Here is a 16,834-nt window from a genome sequence, read left to right on the forward strand (position 1 = left end):
CGCTAGCGTCCTTGACAATCACCCTAAATAGGTATCGTTTCGACGTATGACGCTCGTGAAAGACACCGCCGATGCGCTCGCCGAACTGAGTCTGGAATCGGCGCCCGGGGACCATCTCGGCGCGGAGGACGAATTGATCGAACGTCTTGGCGTCAGCCGGCCGACGTTGCGGCAGGCGGCCAAGATCGTCGAATCCGACCGGCTGTTGCAGGTGCGGCGCGGGATACGCGGCGGCTTCTACGCTGCCCGGCCGGACGCCGCGGACGTGATCCGCGCGCCGGCGCGCTATCTTCGCCTCAACGGCGCGACGATCGCCGATGTCCATGCGGTCACGCGGCTGATCGCGGAGGAAGTGGCCGTGCTGGCGGCGCGCTCGACCGACCCGTTGCCACGCGACGAACTGACGGCGTTTCGGGACCGGATCGATCAGGCAGATACGGTGGCGGCGATGATCCGCTCCGAGACTGATCTCGCCCGTCTGCTCGCGCGCATGAGCGGCAACCCCGCCGCCGAATTGTTCATCGAGATCGGCTACACATTCGGACGCGAAGAGCATCATTTGCGCTTCTATCAGAGTGCCGAGGATCGCGCGCGCGCGCGATCGCTTCAACGCGATCTGGTCGATGCGGTACTCGCGGGCGACGCGGAGATCGCGCGGCTGATGATCCGGCGCCGCGCCGATCTGATCACCGGCTGGCTGGTGCGGGATGGGGCGCGGTGACGACGCTCGCGTTCAACGGGTTCGGCGGTGTCCGGCTTGTCGCGGATGCGCAGGGCGATCCGGATGCGCCTGCCGTGCTGCTGGTTCACGGCGCGGGTCAAACGCGTTCCGTCTGGCAAGATGTCGCGACCGCGCTGGCAGCGGCGGGTCGGCGGGTCATCAGCCTTGACCTGCGCGGGCATGGCGACAGCGCACGGCCGGCGGATCGGCGCTATGATCTCGACGCTTATGTCGCGGACCTGCGGGCGGTGCTGGCGCAACTCGAATCGCGCCCGGTAGTGGTCGCCGCGTCGCTCGGCGGATGGGTGGCGACGGTGGCGCTGGCCGGCGATGCGGCGACACTGGCGTCTGGCCTCGTTCTCGCGGACCTGCCGCCGGAGATCGATCCCGCGGCATCGCGCTCGGTGGTGGAGCGGTTGCGCGGGCTGGACGGAGACTGGGATCCGAGCGCGCTGGAACAGATTGATGCGGGCGCCATGCCGGCATTGCTCGCCGATGCCGCTGACGCGATCCGGGTCCCGGTGCTGTTCGTGCGCGGTGCCTTGAGCGATCTCGGGACGCCGGCGCAGGCGAGCGCTTTTGCCGCGCGGATCGCCGATTGCGAATATGCCGAGGTCGATGCGGCACGGCTGCTCATCACGGCCGATCGCACCGATCAGTTCAATGCGCTGCTGCTCGATTTCCTCGAGCGCCGCGTGCCGCGTGCCGCGCCCGAGTTCCGGCAGGGGTCGGACGCGCGGACCTTGCGTGATGCGCTGGGTTGTTTCGCAACCGGGGTGACGGTCGTCACCGCGATCACGCCGGATGGCGCGCCGATCGGGCTGACCGCCAACAGCTTCACTTCGGTCAGCCTCGATCCGCCGTTGCTGCTTGTATGCATCGCCAATGGAGCAGGGAGCGCGCCGGCGCTGCGCGTCGCGGATCGTTTTTGCGTCAACGTATTGCAGATCGGCCAGCAACCCGCTTCGAACCGTTTCGCCGGCAAGGGCGAGGATCGTTTCGCCGCGACCGACTGGATAGCCGGGGAGAATGGCGCGCCGGTTCTCGCCGGTTCGCTCTCGGCGTTCGAATGCGCCCGCCACGCGGTGCATGAGGGCGGCGATCATTTCATCCTCGTTGGCCATGTCACCCGCGCGACGTTCGAGCCGCGCCGCGACCCGTTGCTCTATTTTCGCGGCAAATATCGCCGGCTGCATTTCGCTTGAGGCTGGACAAGCAGCGCTCGGCACAATAACTAACCTAGTTATATACGTAGAATCGATGGGAGAGGCCGTCTTGGTCTGGGTCAATCAGGACAAGTGCGCGATCGTCGGGGTCGGCGCGACGGACTATTATGTCCGGGGCAAGAGCTGGCCGCGCACGATCAACGATATGGCGGGGGAGGCGATCCTCAACGCATGCGCCGATGCAGGGATCAACGTGCGCCAGATCGACGGCATCGCTTATTATTCCGGTGCCGGTGCGGGATATCTCGACAAGTTCGACACCGCCTCGCTGATGGAGACGCTGGGGATTCCGCATGTCGGTTTCTCCGCCTCGCTGACCAGCGGCGGCGGCGGGTGCCCCGGCGCGATCGGCCTCGCCACCGCCGGGCTGATGAACGAGGATTGCACCTATACCGTCACGTTGATGGCGTTGCAGCAATTGCCGCAGCATCGGCTGGGCGTGGTGTTCGGCGCGAGCGCGCCGAACCCTGAGAATAGCTTCCTCCAGCCGTCGGGGCTGGTCGGGCCAGGGCATCTGATGAGCGTCCTCGCGCGCCGCCATATGCACCTTTACGGCACCACGCAGGATGCGTTCGGCGAGATCGTCATGGCGACGCGCGCCAATACCGCGAACCGTCCCAAGGCGGTGCGCAAGGCGCCGCTGACGAAAGAGGAATATGAGGCATCGCCGATGCTCGCCGATCCCTTGCGGCGGCTCGATTTCTGTCTGGAGACCGATGGCGCGGTCGCGGTGATCACGACGACCGCGGAACGCGCGCGCGATTGCCGTCATCCGCCCGCGCTCGTCCATGGCTGCGTGCATGGCGGGACGCGGCGCTGGGGACGGGCCTTCGCCTGGATGGGGATGCCCGATCCCGAATTCGCCTCGTCGGGGCATCAATGGGTCGCCGACCGATTGTGGGAACAGACCGGCCTCAAGGCGGCGGACATGGATGTCGCGCTGCTCTACGATCATTTCTCGCCGATGGTGCTCATGCAGCTCGAAGATTACGGTTTCTGCGCCAAGGGCGAGGGCAATGATTACGTCCTTGCCGGCAAGACACGCTTCGAGGGCGGGCATGGGGTGAACGGCGGCGTGCCGGTCAACACCCACGGCGGCAATCTGAACGAAGCCTATATTATCGGCATGACCCACATTGTCGAGGGCGTCGAGCAGGTGCGCGGCAACGCGATCAATCAGGTCGCGGACGCTGAATTCGCGCTTGTCACGGGCGGCCCCGCTTCGCTGCCGGTCAGCGGCATGGTCCTGAGGAGGGCATGATGAACTACGGCCCCGCGCGCCTGTTACCGGGCAATGATATCCGCATCACCACCAACCCCGATACCGAACCGTTCTGGCAGTCCGTCAAGGAGCATCGTCTGACCGCTTGCCAGTGCGGCGATTGCGGCGCGTTTCGCATGCCGCCCTCGCCTTATTGCCCGGAATGTCAGTCGACCGCGAAGAACTGGCCGACATTGCCGGGGACGGCGACGGTGTTCAGCTTCGCGATCTGCAACAAGAACCCCAGAACCGGGGAGGATTATGTCTATGTCCCGGTGGTGGTCGATCTCGACGGTGCGCCAGGCGCGCGGCTCAACGCCAATGTCACCGGCTGCGATGCCGAAGACGTTGCGATCGGCATGAAGGTGGCGGTCGAATGGACGCCGATCGCGGACGGTTGGGTGCTGCCGAACTTCAGGAAGGCCGCAGCATGAATTATCCCGATTTCCTCGAACCGATCGAGCGCGCGACACGTGCCGAGCTCGATGCGCATCAGGAGGCGGCGCTTGGCGCGATCACGCGCCATGCGTTCGAGAACGCGCCGCTGATCCGCCAGCAATGGGACGCAGCCGGGATCACGCCGTCGGCGATCAAGTCGGTTGCCGATTTCGTCGCCAAAGCGCCGTTGATCGACAAGGACGACGTGCGCCGTTTCCGCGATGCGCATAACGATCCTTCGGGCGGGATGAGCAAGTTGCTGCCGGGCGAAACCATGTCGATCGGCACGACCAGCGGCACCACGGGCGATCCGACCCCGGTGCCCAACTGGGTCGTCGCGCCGAGCGAGGTCGGTTATGCGCGCGACACCTGGCACATGGGGGTGGTCTGCCATGGAAAAACTGGTCCAATTCTGAAGAGAGTCCGTTTGAGCATGAGAATTGGAGAAAGGCATGGGACGTCAGCGATATACGCCGGAACAGATCATCGCGAAGCTGCGTGAGGTGGATGTAATTGTCGGGCGGGGCGGGACTGCTGTTGAAGCTTGCCGCCAGATCGGGATTGCGGAACAGACGCTGTATCGATGGCGCAAGGAATATGGCGGGCTGAAGGTTGATCAGGCGCGCCGGATGAAGGATCTTGAGCGCGAGAACGCGCGACTGAAGAAGCTGGTGGCGGACCTCGCGCTCGACAAGGCGATCCTTCAAGAGGCATCGAAACTGACTTTTTGAGCCCCTCCCGTCGCCGTGAGGCGATCGAGCAGGTCCGTCGCGCGTTGCCGGTATCGGAGCGACGGACCTGCCGTGTTCTGGGCCAGCATCGTTCGACACAGCGCCACCCGCCGAAGGACGATGCCGACGAGCAGCGCCTGACGGCCGACATCGTCGCGCTGGCCAGGGACTATGGCCGATATGGCTATCGCCGCATCCATGCCTTGCTGGGCCATGCCGGCTGGCAGGTCAGTCTGTCGGTAGTCGAGCGCATCTGGCGGCGGGAGGGTCTCAAAGTGCCGAAGCGGCAACCGAAACGGCGTCGGCTCTGGCTGGGCGACGGATCGTGCATTCGGCTGCGCCCGCAGCATCGCGGGCATGTCTGGTCCTACGACTTCGTTGAGGATCAGACGTACAACGGGCGCAAATACCGGATGCTCAACATCATCGACGAGTTCAGTCGCGAGTGCCTGGCGATGGTTCCGCTACGGCGGTTCCGCTCGCACGACGTGATCGACGTGCTGGCCGACCTGTTCATCGAGCATGGGCCGCCCGAGCATATCAGATCCGATAACGGCCCCGAGTTCGTCGCCAACGCGGTACGCGAATGGCTCGGCCGGCTCGGCGTCACCACCCTTTATATCGAACCGGGAAGCCCGTGGGAGAACGGCTATATCGAAAGCTTCAACGCACGCCTGCGCGACGAGCTGCTCAACGGTGAGATCTTCTACAGCCTCGAGGAGGTACGGATCGTCACTGGCTGGTGGCGTGCACATTACAACCGGGCAAGGCCCCACAGCAGCCTCGGTTATCGACCACCGGCGCCGGAGACGATCGAGATGCCAGCCTGGCCGCTCGGCTCCGCTGCGCTCCGCCCCCCGCCCAGGCTGGCATCGGAGGTCCGCATCAACTAACTGTGCAACCGGACCAGTCATCGCGGGCAGTCCAGGGGCACGTCCGGGCGATTATCTCACCCATATGCTGTTCACCTTCCGCGGCGGTCATCGCCGCCGCGGCAATGCCCAGCTTGGCATCACCGAGATCTGCTATTCGATCGCGCCGGAAGAAGTCGCGCGAGCGGTCGCTGGATCGCTGCGCTTCCGGCCGACCGTGTGGTCGATGTGCTCCACCCCCGTGCTGCTGATGCTGGAGGGGTATTTCGAGAAGACCGGGATCGATCCGATCGACGTATTCTCCAGCTACAGGGGCGCGATCTTCGGCGGCGAGCCGCTGTCGGGGCGTCTCAAGGCGCTGACCGAAAGCTGGGGTTTCGAAATGTTCGAGACGACCAGCCTTGGCGACGTCGCGGGCGCGACCGAATGCCGGATGCACGACGGCTTCCACGCTTATGAGGATATCGCCTTCATCGAGGCGATCGATCCCGTCACCCGCGAGCCGGTTCCGGACGGCACGATCGGTGAACTGGTCGTCACGACGCTGATCGACCGGATGACGCCGCTGATCCGCTATGCCACCGGCGACCTCGCGATCATCGATCGCCGCCCGTGTGGCTGCGGGCGCAATCATGCGCGGTTCAAGGTGCTTGGCCGGGCGAGCGACCAGATCCTCGTCGAGGGCCGCTCGATCCTGCCGCGCGAGATCATGGGGCTGGTCGAAGGCCATAGTGAAACGCGCGGCGCCTTGTTCCAGATCATCCGCACCGATCGCGAGATGGATACGCTGCGCCTGCGCGTCGGCTACGACACCACGCGGCTGGCGTGCACCGAGGATGCGCTGCGCCTGCGTCTGCACGATCAGATCACCGCCGCGCTCGGCGTCTCGCTCGCGATCGAACTGATCGACGAGCAGGAGCTGCTCAAGCTCGGCCCCCCGCACAAGATTCCACGGGTGACGAAGGCATGACCATGATCCAGCAACGTCCCGATGTCGTCGGCTGCTACCATGTCGATGGCAAGCCTGAGTTCTTTCCCGCGCGGTACGACGAGCTGGAACGTCAGGCGGTCGGGATGGCGCGCCTGCTCCAGTCGTTCGTCTTCGCGCCGGGCAGCGTGATCCTGACGGTATCGTCGGTCGGCGAGGTGGCGCAATTCGCCGCGTTCGAGAAGGCGATCCAGGTCACCGGCCATTACGGCATCAATGCCGAGGCGAGCATGTTCGACGCTGGTCGCGTCGAATCGATCTGTCGCCAGTTCGCGCCGGTCGGCGTGTTCGGGGTCGGGCAGGCGACGCTCGAAGGGCTGAAGATGTTCGGGCACGATCCGGCGAAGGTGTTCGGCGGGCGTGTCGTCTGGGCGCGGCCCGATGCGGTGGAAAGCCTGTCGCGCATCGAGGGCGTCGATCTGCGGCGGATCGTCGTGCTCGGACCGACGATCGCGTTCGATTGCGCGAAACGCGGGCTGCACTTCCCGTCGCGCGACTGGGCGTTCTCCGGCGAGCCGACGCTGGCGATCTCGTCGCGGATGCCGTTCATCACGCCGCTCGAAAGCGTCGATACCGGCGTTGCGGGCAGGGTTTCGACCGCGCCGTGCGGCTGCGGCTCCCGCGACCTGACGATTACGCTGGAGGAGCGCGTATGAAGCAGCATCCGGCGCTCGCGCCTTATGCGGCGGTCCATCCTTACGGGCTGGGCGATCTGCTCCACGAACATGCGCGCAGTCGCCCGGCGATGCCGGCGGTCGTGGATGGCGCTCACCGTTTCACCTATGCCGAATTCCACGAGCGCGTGAACCGCCTGGCGGGCGTGCTGCGCGCGAAGGGGGTGGGGAAGGGCGATCGCATCCTGTGGCTCGGTCAGAACAGCTTCCGTGTGCTGGAGGCGCTGCTTGCAGCTGCCCGCGTCGGCGCGATCTTCTGCCCCGCCAACTGGCGCTGGTCGGTCGAGGAAATCGCCTTCGCGCTCGACGATTTCGATCCGAAGGTGGTGTTCTGGCAGGAGGCGGAGGTCGGCGCCAACATGCGTGCCGCGCGCGCCGGCTGGACCAGCCCCAACGGCAACTGGATCTGTCACGACGGCTGTGCCGGCGAGGATGAATATGAGGCGCTGATGGCCAGCGCCGATCCGGCGGCCGATTTCGATCCGGTCGAAACATCGACGCCGCTGCTGGCGATCTACACCGCCGGCTTCTCCGGTCGCCCGGGCGCCGCGCTGCTGAGCCATGAGTCGCTCATCATCATGGCGTGGCAGGGCATGATGGGGCAGGCGATCGACGAGGACAGCGCCTATCTGGTGTCCGGGCCGATGTTCCATGTCGGCGTGATGATGGGGACGCTGGGCGCCTTCCTTGCCGGCGGACGGAATGTGTTCGTCGCGCGGGTCGATCCGGTGGAACTGCTCGACAATATCGCGGCCAACCGCGTGACCCACGCTTTCATCGCGCCGCCGACGATCGCGCAGATGCGCGCGGCCAATGCCGACGGGCGATATGACGTTTCCTCGCTGTTCGCCGATCCGCAGATGAGCGATTATCGCATCCCGCTGGTAATGCCCCTCCATGCGCCGTCGATGAAGAAGATGGGAGGATATGGTCAGACCGAGATCGGTGGTCTCTCCTCGGTCTTGTGGATGGGCGGAACCGGCGCGGGGCGTGCGGTGCCGTTCGTCCAGTTCATGATCGCCGACGATGACGGCAATGAAGTGGCGCACGGGGAAACCGGCGAGATTTGCGCGCGCGGCCCGCTGGTGATGTGCGGCTATTGGAACCGGCCGGAGGAGAATGCTCGCCGGGTCGTCAACGGCTGGCATCGCACCAACGATCTCGGTCGCCGCGCACCCGACGGCAGCCTGATCTTCGTTGGCCCGAAGACGACGATGATCAAGACGGGGATCGAGAACGTCTATCCGGCCGAGGTCGAGAATTGCCTGCGCAGCCATGAAGGCGTCGCGGACGTGTGCGTGATCGGCGTGCCCGATCCGACCTGGGATCAGAACATCAAGGCGATCATCGTGCGCAAGCCCGATACCGCGCACGACGCGGAATCCTTCATCGCGCACTGCCGCGAGCGCATGGCGAGCTACAAGAAGCCGAAGATCGTCGAGTTCGCCGACAGTCTGCCGCGCAACGCCGCCGGATTTGTTGATCGCGCGGCGGTCGATGCGGCCTATGGCGGAGGCGGTTACCCGAAAGTCGGCTGATACGGAGGACGGTTGAATTGCTTCGACCGTCCGACCTTCGTTCAGGCCGGAATGGCGTTGAACGGCACCGCTTTGTCCGGCCGGTGATCCTGTGGCAGGCCGAGGATCTTCTCCGCGATCGTGTTGAGCAGCATCTCGTCCGCGCCGCCGGCGATGCGGCCGGTAGGGGCGTTCATCCAGCTTGCCGCCCAATCCTCCTTCACCAGCGCATGTTCGTCGTACGCCAATGCTGCCGGCCCCTGAAGGTCGATCGCCAGTTCGGAAAGGCGTTGGCGCGAGCGCACCGAGACGAGTTTGTTGAGCGAGCCTTCCGGCCCCGGCTCCATGCCGGCCTGCATCATCAGCATCGCGCGCGCGGTGATCGCGTCGAGCGCGGTGCGCATCGCATGGTTGCGCGCGATCGCCGAGCGGATCCGGCCGTCCTTGATCGCGGGTTTGCCATTGATCTCGACCGATTTGGCGAGGTCGATGAACAGATCGAGATGCGGGCCGAACCCGGCGCTGTCGGTGGCGACGTAACGCTCGATCATCAGCGTCGCCATCGCCACCGCGAAGCCGCCGCCGACAGGGCTCATGCGATGGCCGTCGTCGAGACGCACGTCGTCGAAGAACACCTCATTGACGTGGCTGTCCCCGCCGGCGAGCTTGATCGGCCGCACGGCGACGCCCGGTGCCTTCATATCGACCCAGAAATAAGTGAGGCCCTTGTGCTTGGGCACGGTTGGATCGGTACGCGCGACGATCACGCCGTAATCGCAATATTGCGCCCAACTGGTCCACAGCTTTTGACCGTTGAGCTTCCAGCCGTTGCCTTCCTGCTCGGCACGCAGGCGCAGGCCAGCGAGGTCGGATCCTCCCGCCGGTTCGGAGAAGAGCTGACACCAGATTTCCTCGCCCCGCAGCGCGGCGATCGTGCGTTCGCGGGCGAAGTCCTTGTCGCCGCCGAAGCGTTGCAGGATCGGGACCGGCATGCCGAGCGAGATGCCGAAATAGGCGGTCGGCATGCCGAACGGCATTTCCTCGGTATCGAAGGCGACCTTCTCGATATGCGTCAGGCCTTGCCCGCCCATCTCGACCGGCCAGTTGATGCCGGCATAACCCGCCTCATATTTCGCGCGCTGATAGCACCGCCCGAGCGCGAGATCGTCCTCCACCGAAAGACCGCGGCGCGCCTCCTTGCCGAACTCGCCGGCGACCGAGGTAAGCCATTCGCGCGCGCGCGCGCGGTACGTATCGATATCGGTCACGCCGCCTGCCTTTCGAGTTGGCTCACCAGCACGTCTTCCCAGAAGATCATATTGCCCTGTTCGTTCGCCAGGCTCCGCGCCCGGCGCATGTGAAGATGGAGGCCCGCCTCCCATGTCACACCGATCCCGCCATGCACTTGGATGCAATCGCGCGCGGCGGTGTCATAGGCTTCGGTCGCGGACAGGCGCGCGGCCGCGGCGGCGGCGATGAAATCGGGCTGGCCGACGCGCGTCGCGGCGTGGAGCGCGCTCGCACGGGCAAGCTCGACCAATGCGTAAAGTTCGGCGATGCGGTGCTTCACGGATTGGAAGGCGCCGATCGGTTGGCCGAACGCTCGCCGGGTATTGGCATAATCACGCGCGATCTCCATCAGCACCTCGGCTCCGCCGGTCTGCTCGTGCGCCACCACGACCGCCTGTTCGGCGAGCAGGCGCAGCGCTGCATCCACCGCTGCCGGCCCTGCGACCAGCACGTCGGCCGGAGTGTCGGAGAAGGTCAGATCGGCCGTGCCGCGGCCGTTGTCGAACGTCTGGAGCGCTTCGCGCCGCACGCCGTCGAGCGGTGCCGCCGCCAGCACCGGCTGCCCGTCCTGCGTTGCGAGGACGATGGCGATGTCCGCCTGCAGGCCTGCCGTCACGCCCGGTTTGCGGCCGGTCAGCCGTCCATTCGTCAGGACGACCTTAGGCTGCGAAGGCAACGGCGATTGGCCTTCCGCGAAGGCGACCGCACCGATCGCGTCCCCGGCGGCGAGCCGGCCGAGCCACGTCTGCCCGAGGCGGTCATCGCCATAAGCGGCCAGCGCCGATCCTGCGCCGAACGAGGTGGTGACGAATGGCGCGCCGCTCAGCGAGCGTCCGGCCTGAAGCGCGACCAGCCCCAACTCGATCAGGCCGAGGCCGATCCCGCCATGCTCCTCGCCGAGTGTAAGCGCGGTCCAGCCCTGCTCGCGAGCGAGGGTCCAGAAACCTTCGTCATATGCGCCTTGCCGCTCGAGAAGCGGCAATTGCGCCTCAAGCGACATGCGTGCTTCGAGCGCCCGACGTGATTCGGTCGCGATCGCCTGCTGCCCTTCGTCGTAAAGTAACGACATCCTCACCTCCGTTTCGCCCTACCTATATAACTAGGTAAGACGACGCAAGGCAGTCATCGGACGGTGAAGCGTTTCGCCTTGTCGGCCATCAGCGCGGCGCGGTCGACCTGCGGCACGCCGACGGGATTGCCGACCTGACAATATTTCAGGCCCTGCGCGAGCGCGGCGGAGCGCGGTAGGTCGAGCGATTCCCAGATCGCACGCACCGTGCCCTGCGTCGCGGCGGGCGGCTTGGCGGCGATGATGCGTGCCAGTTCGTCGGCGCGCGCCCATAATTGGTCGAGCGGCACGACTTCGGAAACCAGGCCGATGCGTCTGGCGGTGTCCGCGCTGATCCGTTCGTCATTGCCGAGCAGCGCCATGCGCAGTACGTCACCCAGCGGCATGCGATAGGTCGCGCCGATCGGTTCGAGCGCCGCCGTCATCCCGTACGTGACATGGGGATCGAAGAAGGTCGCTTCTTCCGAGCAGATGATGATGTCGCTTTCGTTGATCCAATAGAAAGCGCCGCCGGCCGCCATGCCATGCACGGCGGTCACTACCGGCTTCCAGCAGCGGCTCGCCTTGGGGCCAAGAAAATCGCCCGGATCGCGTGCGGTCCAGATATTGTCGTGCATGATCGCCTGATCCGGCTCGCGCGCGAGCTTGACGTCGACGCCGGTGGAGAAGGCACGACCGGGCGCCGCCCTTAGCACGACCGCGTGGATCAGATCGTCCTCGCCTATGTCCTTCCAGAGGTGGTCGAATTCCTCCAGCATCCGCCTGGTAAATGAGTTCAGGGCTTCCGGGCGATTGATCGTGACGGTGGCGACGTGATCGGCCTTGTCGACAAGGATCGTTTCGAATTGCACTGTCGTCGGTCCTCTAACTAGGTTAGATATCTATATGCGGCGGATCGGGTCGGCGCAACCATGCGTCGCCAGCAAGCCCTTGGGTAGCGTTTCGATTCACCGTCGAGGAGGCGATGTGGACGAAGAGACCAGCGCGAACGCAACCAGCGGAGGCTCGCCAAATTTCCGCGATGAATATCTGGCGCGGCAGGCGATCCGCGTGCCCAAGACCGCCGAGGTCGTGGCCGACCACATCCGCCGACGCATCATCCGCGGCGAATTGAAGGAAGGCGATTTTCTGCCGCCCGAAGGGCAATTGATGGCGACGCTGGGGATTTCCCGGCCGACGCTGCGCGAAGCCTTCCGCATTCTGGAGGCGGAGATGCTCATCAGCGTGGTCCGCGGCTCGCGCACCGGCGCGCGCGTGCATCAGCCGCGCGTCCGGAGCGTGGCACGCTATGCCGGGTTCGTTCTCGCCGCGCAGGGCACGACGATCGCCGATATCTACGAAGCGCGGCTGGCGATCGAACCCTTCATCGCGCGCCGCCTCGCCGAGGCGCCGGTGCCGGGCGCGACCGAGCGGCTGCGCGCCGAAGCGATGCGGCTCACCGCCTTCGTCGAGGCGGGGCAATATGTCGATTTCATGATCGGGCTGGCCGAGTTCCACCGGCTGCTGGTGGAATTGGGCGGCAACCAGACGTTGCTGTTCCTCATCTCGGTCTTGCAGAACGTGGTCGAGCATTATCAGGTCTCGTCCCTGTCGCGCCGCAAGATGCCCGAGGATTTGCAGCGTCGTCGCTCTCTGTGGGGAATCCGCTCGTTCCACAAGCTGATCGAACTGATCGAAGCGGGGCGTGGCGATGACGCGGCGGCGCATTGGGGGCTGCATGTGATGAACGCGAACCAGTCCTGGCTCGATACCGGCGACGGGGAACGACTGGTCGATCTGCTCGAATGAGGTGGCCAACAACATATTTGACCAAGTTGCCTATCTAGTGGCATGGCGCAGCAAAGGCAGGGCGCGATATGCGTCAAGGAGGAAGAGATGGACCTGAGCTACGGCGCGGACGCCGAGGCGTTTCGCACGGAGGTGCGCGACTTCCTGGGTGCCGCGTGGCAACCAGGCGCGTTGCGCGGCGCCGAGCTGAAGGCTTACATCAACGACTTTCGCCTGAAGGCGACCGGCGCGGGTTATCTCTACCGCTCGATTCCAAAGGAGTTCGGCGGGTCGGCGCAGCCGCCCGACGTGGTGCGCGCGCAGGTGATCCGCGAGGAGTTCGGCCGCGCCCGCGCGCCGATGGAAATCACCGGTAACGGCATGAACATGCTCGTTCCCACATTGCTCGAGCGCGGCACGCCCGAGCAGAAAGACCTGTTCATCCGCAAGACGATGTCGGGCGAATATACCTGGGGCCAAGGCTATTCCGAACCCGGCACCGGCTCCGATCTCGCCTCGGTGCGCACCAGGGGCGAGCTGGTCGGCGACGAATGGATCATCAACGGCCAGAAGATCTGGACCAGTCAGGGCGATCGCGCGACGCACATGTTCGCATTGGTGCGCACCGAGCCGAAAGCCAGCAAGCACGCCGGCATTTCCTATCTGCTGATTGACCTGAACCAGCCCGGCGTGACCCGCCGCCCGATCCGGCAGATGACGGGGGAATCGGGCTTTTACGAGTTCTTCTTCGACAATGCGAAGACTCCTGCTTCGTGGCTGGTCGGCGAGCGCGGCGACGGCTGGAACGTCTCGCGCACCACGCTGAAGCACGAGCGCGCCGCGATCGGCTCGGCGGCGGGGCTTGGCGCGCAATTCGACAAGCTGGTCGAACTGGCGCGCGAGGTGACGCGCAACGGCAAGCCGGCGATCGAGGACCCCGAGATCCGCCAGTCGCTGGCCCGTATCGAGGGCTATGTGATGGCGCATCGTTATTCGAGCTACCGGCTGTTCAGTCTCGCTGCCGCTGGCGAGGAGCCGGGAATCGTCCAGTTGATGATGAAGCTGCTGCTGACCGAAACGGGCCACGAAATAGCGCTCGCCGCGCAGGAATTGATCGGCGATGAAGCGCTGATCGAGCCGGCCGTGGCGGGCACACGCGGTCGTGGGCCGGAGAAATGGCTCGATCAGATCATGGGATCGCTCGGTAATTCGATCGCGGGCGGCACAACCAACATTCAACGCAACATTATCAGCGAGCGGGGCCTGGGCCTGCCGCGCGATCTGGCGATGGAGGCCGGCAAGTGAGGTTTCACCCGAGCGAGGAACAACGCGCCATCCAGGATGCGGTGCGCGGGACGCTGGCTGATGTGTGGCCGGCGGAACGGCTCCATGCCTTCGTCGACGGCGAGGCCGATTTCGACCCCGACAGCTGGCGCGCGCTGATGGCGCTGGGACTGGGCGGCCTGCTGCTGCCCGAGGATCAAGGCGGAGCCGGGCTGGGCTTGCTCGATGCGGCGATGGTCGCCGAAGTCGCCGGACAAGCGGCGGTAGCGGGGCCGATCGGCGCGCAGATGCTGGCGGCAATGATCGTCGCCGGATCCGCCAACGAGAGCGGCAAGGCGCATCTCGAAGGGCTGACGAGCGGCGACACCGTGGCGACCTTTGCGTTCGGCGGCGGATGGCTTCCCGAAAGCTGGGATGCGACGCCGGAGGCCGGCAGCGTGCGCTTCGTCCAGTCGGCGGGTGCGGCGAACCTGTTCATCCTCGGGACGAAGGGCGGCGGCATCGCGCTGGTCGAAGCTGGCGAGGGGATCACGATCGAGCCGATCAAATCGAGCGATCGCAGTCGGCGGCTGTCGACTGTCACCTTCGCAAACGCCAGAGCGCACATGCTGTTCGCGCCGGGTGATCCGTTCGTCGCGCGCATCTTCGACGCGGCGCTGGTCCTGCTTGCTGCCGATGCGCTTGGCGGCGCACAATATTGCGTCGATCTGTCGGTGGGATACGCCGGGGAACGTGAGCAGTTCGGCCAGCCGATCGGCCGCTTTCAGGCGCTCAAACACCAGCTTGCGCAAATGGCGCTGGAGGTCGAGCCGTCCCGCGCGCTCGTCTGGTATGCCGGTTATGCGCATGATGCCGGCCTGCCCGATGCGTCGCGCGCCGCCGCGATCGCCAAGGCCCATCTCGCCGATCGCTTCGTTTCGGTCGCACGCGCCGCGATCGCCGCGCATGGCGGAATCGGCTATACTTGGGAGTACGGCCTGAACAACTGGTTCCGCCGGTCCATGTTCGATCGCGCCTATCTCGGCAGCCCAGCCGTCCACCGCGCGCGCGCCGCTGATCTGGCGGGCTGGTGAGCGGATCGCGCTATCGCATGGTCAGCACGATCCGGCCCGCCGTCTCGCCCGCGCGCACTTCAACCATTGCCGGGGCGAAATCGTCCAGGGCATAGGTTCTGGCGATCGGCGGGTGGAGACGGCCAGCCTCGTACAGCTCGAACAATGCGGCGACATTGGCGATGGCCGTCTCGGGTTCATATTCGCCGAACTGGCGAAGATCGACGCCGATCAGCGATGCGCCCTTGAGCAAAGCCAGATTGGCCGGCAGCTTCGCGATCGATCCACCGGCAAAGCCGATCACCAGCAGCCGGCCGTTCCACGCGAGCGAGCGGAAGGCGCGCTCGGTCGCGTCGCCGCCGACCGGATCGATCACGACATCGATCGCGCGACCGCCGTTCGCGGCCTTCACGTCGTCGCGCCATGTTTCGGAGCGCGCATCCACGACCGCGTCGGCCCCGGCGGCAATGGCCAGCGCGCGCTTGGCCTCCGACGATGCCGAGCCGATCACGATCGCGCCCAGCGCCTTGGCGACTTCGATCGCAGCATAGCCGACTGCGCCGCCCGCGCCGAGCACCAGCAATGTTTCGCCCGCTTTCAACCCGCCACGCTGGACAAGTGCATAATAAGCCGTGGCATAGCTCACGCGGAACACTGCCGCTTCCGCGAAACTCATGCCGGCGGGGATCGGCAGCGCGAGCCTCGCCGGCACGACGGAGTCCTCCGCGAAGGCGGCCCCGAACGCGCTTGCCAGCACGCGCTGGCCGATGCGCGCCGGATCAACCCCTTCGCCGACGGCGGTGACGATCCCCGCGAATTCACTGCCGGGAATGAAGGGCAGGGGCGGCTTCAACTGATATTCGCCCGCCGCGACGAGTACATCGACGAAGCTGACGCCGGCGGCGTGGGTCTGGATCGTCAGTTTCCCGGGACCGGGCGGGAAGACCTCGCGCTTCTCCAGGTAGAAGGTTGATGGCGCGCCGAAAGCGTGGATGACGACGGCGCGGCTCACTTGCCGGCCCAGTTCGGCCCGCGCTTCTCGGCGAAGGCGAGCGCGCCTTCGGCAAGATCCGCGCTGGACCGCCATGCCACATATGCTGGATAGGCGGATTGGCGGGTCAGGGCCGCTTCGAGGCCCGGCTCGTCCAGTCCGCGATAGACAGCTTCCTTCGACGCGCGCAATGCAAGCGGCGCGCCCCGCAATATCTCGGCCACCCAGCGCGCGATGGCCGCATCGAGTGCGCCAGGCGCCACCACCTCGTTGACGAAGCCGAGACGATATCCCTCTTCCGCGCTTACCCGTCGCCCGGTGAGGATCATGCCCATCGCCCGTTTCGGTCCGATCTCCCGCGCCAGCCGATGCAGCCCGCCGCCCAGCGCGATCGCACCTACCAGCGGTTCGGGCAGGCCGAAGCTCGCCGTCTCCACGGCGATGACGAGGTCGCAGGCCAGAGCCACCTCGAACCCGCCGCCGAGCGCGAGACCGTTGATCGCCGCGATGACCGGCTTGGCGCAATCGAACCGCTCGATCAGGCCGGCATAGCCGTTGCGGGGATAGACGTGCCGCTCGTCCTCCAGTGCCGCCGCCTTCAAATCCGAACCAGCGCAGAATGCCTTGTCGCCCGCGCCGGTGACGACGCAGACCAACTGCTCGTCGTCGGCGGCGAAAGCGTCGAACGCGATCTGCAATTCGTTGTGCATCGCGCCGTTGATCGCGTTCATGGCCGCCGGCCGGTTGAGCGTGACGGTGGTGACGCGATCGGCCCTGGAAACCGTGATGAACTCCATCCTGTTATCCTCGAAAAGCCGGGCCCCCGCACAGGTGGAGCGGCGGGCGAAGGGGGACGGGTGATTGATAGTCGATCCACACCGATCGATGCGCGATATGCCAGCCGCCGGCGATGCGTATCAGTCGGTCGGTATAATGGCCATCGTGGCCGAGGC

General features: G+C 65.7%; 17 protein-coding genes. 12 read left to right on the top strand and 5 right to left on the bottom strand.

The window, feature by feature from the left end; translation table 11 throughout:
- Positions 1 to 46: 46 nt before the first annotated feature.
- The 9 genes from F9288_RS12175 (at position 47) to F9288_RS12215 (ending at position 8,449) form a co-directional block, all read left to right on the top strand.
- Complete coding sequence (locus F9288_RS12175) at positions 47 to 721, top strand: FadR/GntR family transcriptional regulator (RefSeq protein WP_174837037.1); 675 nt, start codon at positions 47 to 49, stop codon at positions 719 to 721.
- Entirely contained in the window at positions 718 to 1,926 is a 1,209-nt protein-coding gene (locus tag F9288_RS12180; protein ID WP_174837038.1) for an alpha/beta fold hydrolase, read from the top strand. The genes F9288_RS12175 and F9288_RS12180 overlap by 4 nt, the downstream gene beginning before the upstream one ends.
- 55 nt (positions 1,927 to 1,981) lie before the next feature.
- Positions 1,982 to 3,208, top strand: a complete 1,227-nt coding sequence (locus F9288_RS12185; RefSeq protein ID WP_174837039.1) for a thiolase — start codon at positions 1,982 to 1,984, stop codon at positions 3,206 to 3,208.
- Positions 3,205 to 3,642, top strand: coding sequence for a Zn-ribbon domain-containing OB-fold protein (locus F9288_RS12190; RefSeq protein ID WP_254620860.1), 438 nt, complete (start codon positions 3,205 to 3,207; stop codon positions 3,640 to 3,642). The genes F9288_RS12185 and F9288_RS12190 overlap by 4 nt, the downstream gene beginning before the upstream one ends.
- Complete coding sequence (locus F9288_RS12195) at positions 3,585 to 4,148, top strand: hypothetical protein (RefSeq protein ID WP_174837040.1); 564 nt, start codon at positions 3,585 to 3,587, stop codon at positions 4,146 to 4,148. The genes F9288_RS12190 and F9288_RS12195 overlap by 58 nt, the downstream gene beginning before the upstream one ends.
- A protein-coding gene (locus F9288_RS12200) for an IS3 family transposase (protein ID WP_174834841.1) occupies positions 4,099 to 5,270 on the top strand; the annotation gives its coding sequence in 2 pieces (ribosomal slippage) (positions 4,099 to 4,366 and positions 4,366 to 5,270; 1,173 coding nt in all). Before F9288_RS12195 ends, F9288_RS12200 begins: the two co-directional genes overlap by 50 nt.
- 64 nt (positions 5,271 to 5,334) lie before the next feature.
- Positions 5,335 to 6,219 (top strand): phenylacetate--CoA ligase family protein, encoded by an 885-nt coding sequence (locus F9288_RS12205; protein ID WP_174837041.1) that lies wholly within the window; start codon positions 5,335 to 5,337, stop codon positions 6,217 to 6,219.
- A 2-nt stretch (positions 6,220 to 6,221) separates the two neighbouring features.
- Positions 6,222 to 6,893, top strand: a complete 672-nt coding sequence (locus F9288_RS12210; protein WP_174837042.1) for a hypothetical protein — start codon at positions 6,222 to 6,224, stop codon at positions 6,891 to 6,893.
- Positions 6,890 to 8,449: an AMP-binding protein gene (locus F9288_RS12215; protein WP_174837043.1), complete on the top strand. Its 1,560-nt coding sequence runs from the start codon at positions 6,890 to 6,892 to the stop codon at positions 8,447 to 8,449. The genes F9288_RS12210 and F9288_RS12215 overlap by 4 nt, the downstream gene beginning before the upstream one ends.
- Positions 8,450 to 8,490: 41 nt before the next feature.
- Here the strand turns inward: F9288_RS12215 and F9288_RS12220 are convergent, their stop codons facing one another.
- From F9288_RS12220 to F9288_RS12230, 3 genes are read right to left on the bottom strand one after another with little or no spacing between them, the layout of a single operon-like run.
- On the bottom strand, positions 8,491 to 9,696 hold the full coding sequence (locus F9288_RS12220) for an acyl-CoA dehydrogenase family protein (RefSeq protein ID WP_174837044.1): 1,206 nt from the start codon (positions 9,694 to 9,696) through the stop codon (positions 8,491 to 8,493).
- A complete protein-coding gene (locus F9288_RS12225) occupies positions 9,693 to 10,787 on the bottom strand; it encodes an acyl-CoA dehydrogenase family protein (protein WP_174837045.1) in 1,095 nt (364 codons plus the stop codon). Before F9288_RS12225 ends, F9288_RS12220 begins: the two co-directional genes overlap by 4 nt.
- A 53-nt stretch (positions 10,788 to 10,840) precedes the next feature.
- Positions 10,841 to 11,638, bottom strand: a complete 798-nt coding sequence (locus F9288_RS12230; RefSeq protein ID WP_174837046.1) for an enoyl-CoA hydratase/isomerase family protein — start codon at positions 11,636 to 11,638, stop codon at positions 10,841 to 10,843.
- Between F9288_RS12230 and F9288_RS12235 the strand changes: the two genes are divergently transcribed.
- From F9288_RS12235 to F9288_RS12245, 3 genes are all read left to right on the top strand, one after another.
- Positions 11,610 to 12,575 (top strand): FadR/GntR family transcriptional regulator, encoded by a 966-nt coding sequence (locus F9288_RS12235; protein WP_174837047.1) that lies wholly within the window; start codon positions 11,610 to 11,612, stop codon positions 12,573 to 12,575. The genes F9288_RS12230 and F9288_RS12235 overlap by 29 nt on opposite strands.
- Before the next feature lie 87 nt (positions 12,576 to 12,662).
- A complete protein-coding gene (locus tag F9288_RS12240; protein ID WP_174837048.1) occupies positions 12,663 to 13,859 on the top strand; it encodes an acyl-CoA dehydrogenase family protein in 1,197 nt (398 codons plus the stop codon).
- Positions 13,856 to 14,911: an acyl-CoA dehydrogenase family protein gene (locus tag F9288_RS12245; protein WP_174837049.1), complete on the top strand. Its 1,056-nt coding sequence runs from the start codon at positions 13,856 to 13,858 to the stop codon at positions 14,909 to 14,911. The genes F9288_RS12240 and F9288_RS12245 overlap by 4 nt, the downstream gene beginning before the upstream one ends.
- A 10-nt stretch (positions 14,912 to 14,921) precedes the next feature.
- Here the strand turns inward: F9288_RS12245 and F9288_RS12250 are convergent, their stop codons facing one another.
- Both F9288_RS12250 and F9288_RS12255 read right to left on the bottom strand, forming a co-directional pair.
- Positions 14,922 to 15,902, bottom strand: a complete 981-nt coding sequence (locus tag F9288_RS12250) for an NADPH:quinone oxidoreductase family protein (RefSeq protein WP_174837050.1) — start codon at positions 15,900 to 15,902, stop codon at positions 14,922 to 14,924.
- Positions 15,899 to 16,678 carry an enoyl-CoA hydratase-related protein gene (locus F9288_RS12255; protein ID WP_174837051.1) on the bottom strand — a complete coding sequence of 260 codons (780 nt, stop codon included), beginning with the start codon at positions 16,676 to 16,678 and terminating at the stop codon, positions 15,899 to 15,901. The genes F9288_RS12250 and F9288_RS12255 overlap by 4 nt, the downstream gene beginning before the upstream one ends.
- Positions 16,679 to 16,834 lie beyond the last annotated feature (156 nt).

The sequence above is a fragment of the Sphingomonas sp. CL5.1 genome, assembly GCF_013344685.1.
In the GTDB taxonomy this organism is placed as follows: Bacteria; Pseudomonadota; Alphaproteobacteria; order Sphingomonadales; family Sphingomonadaceae; genus Sphingomonas.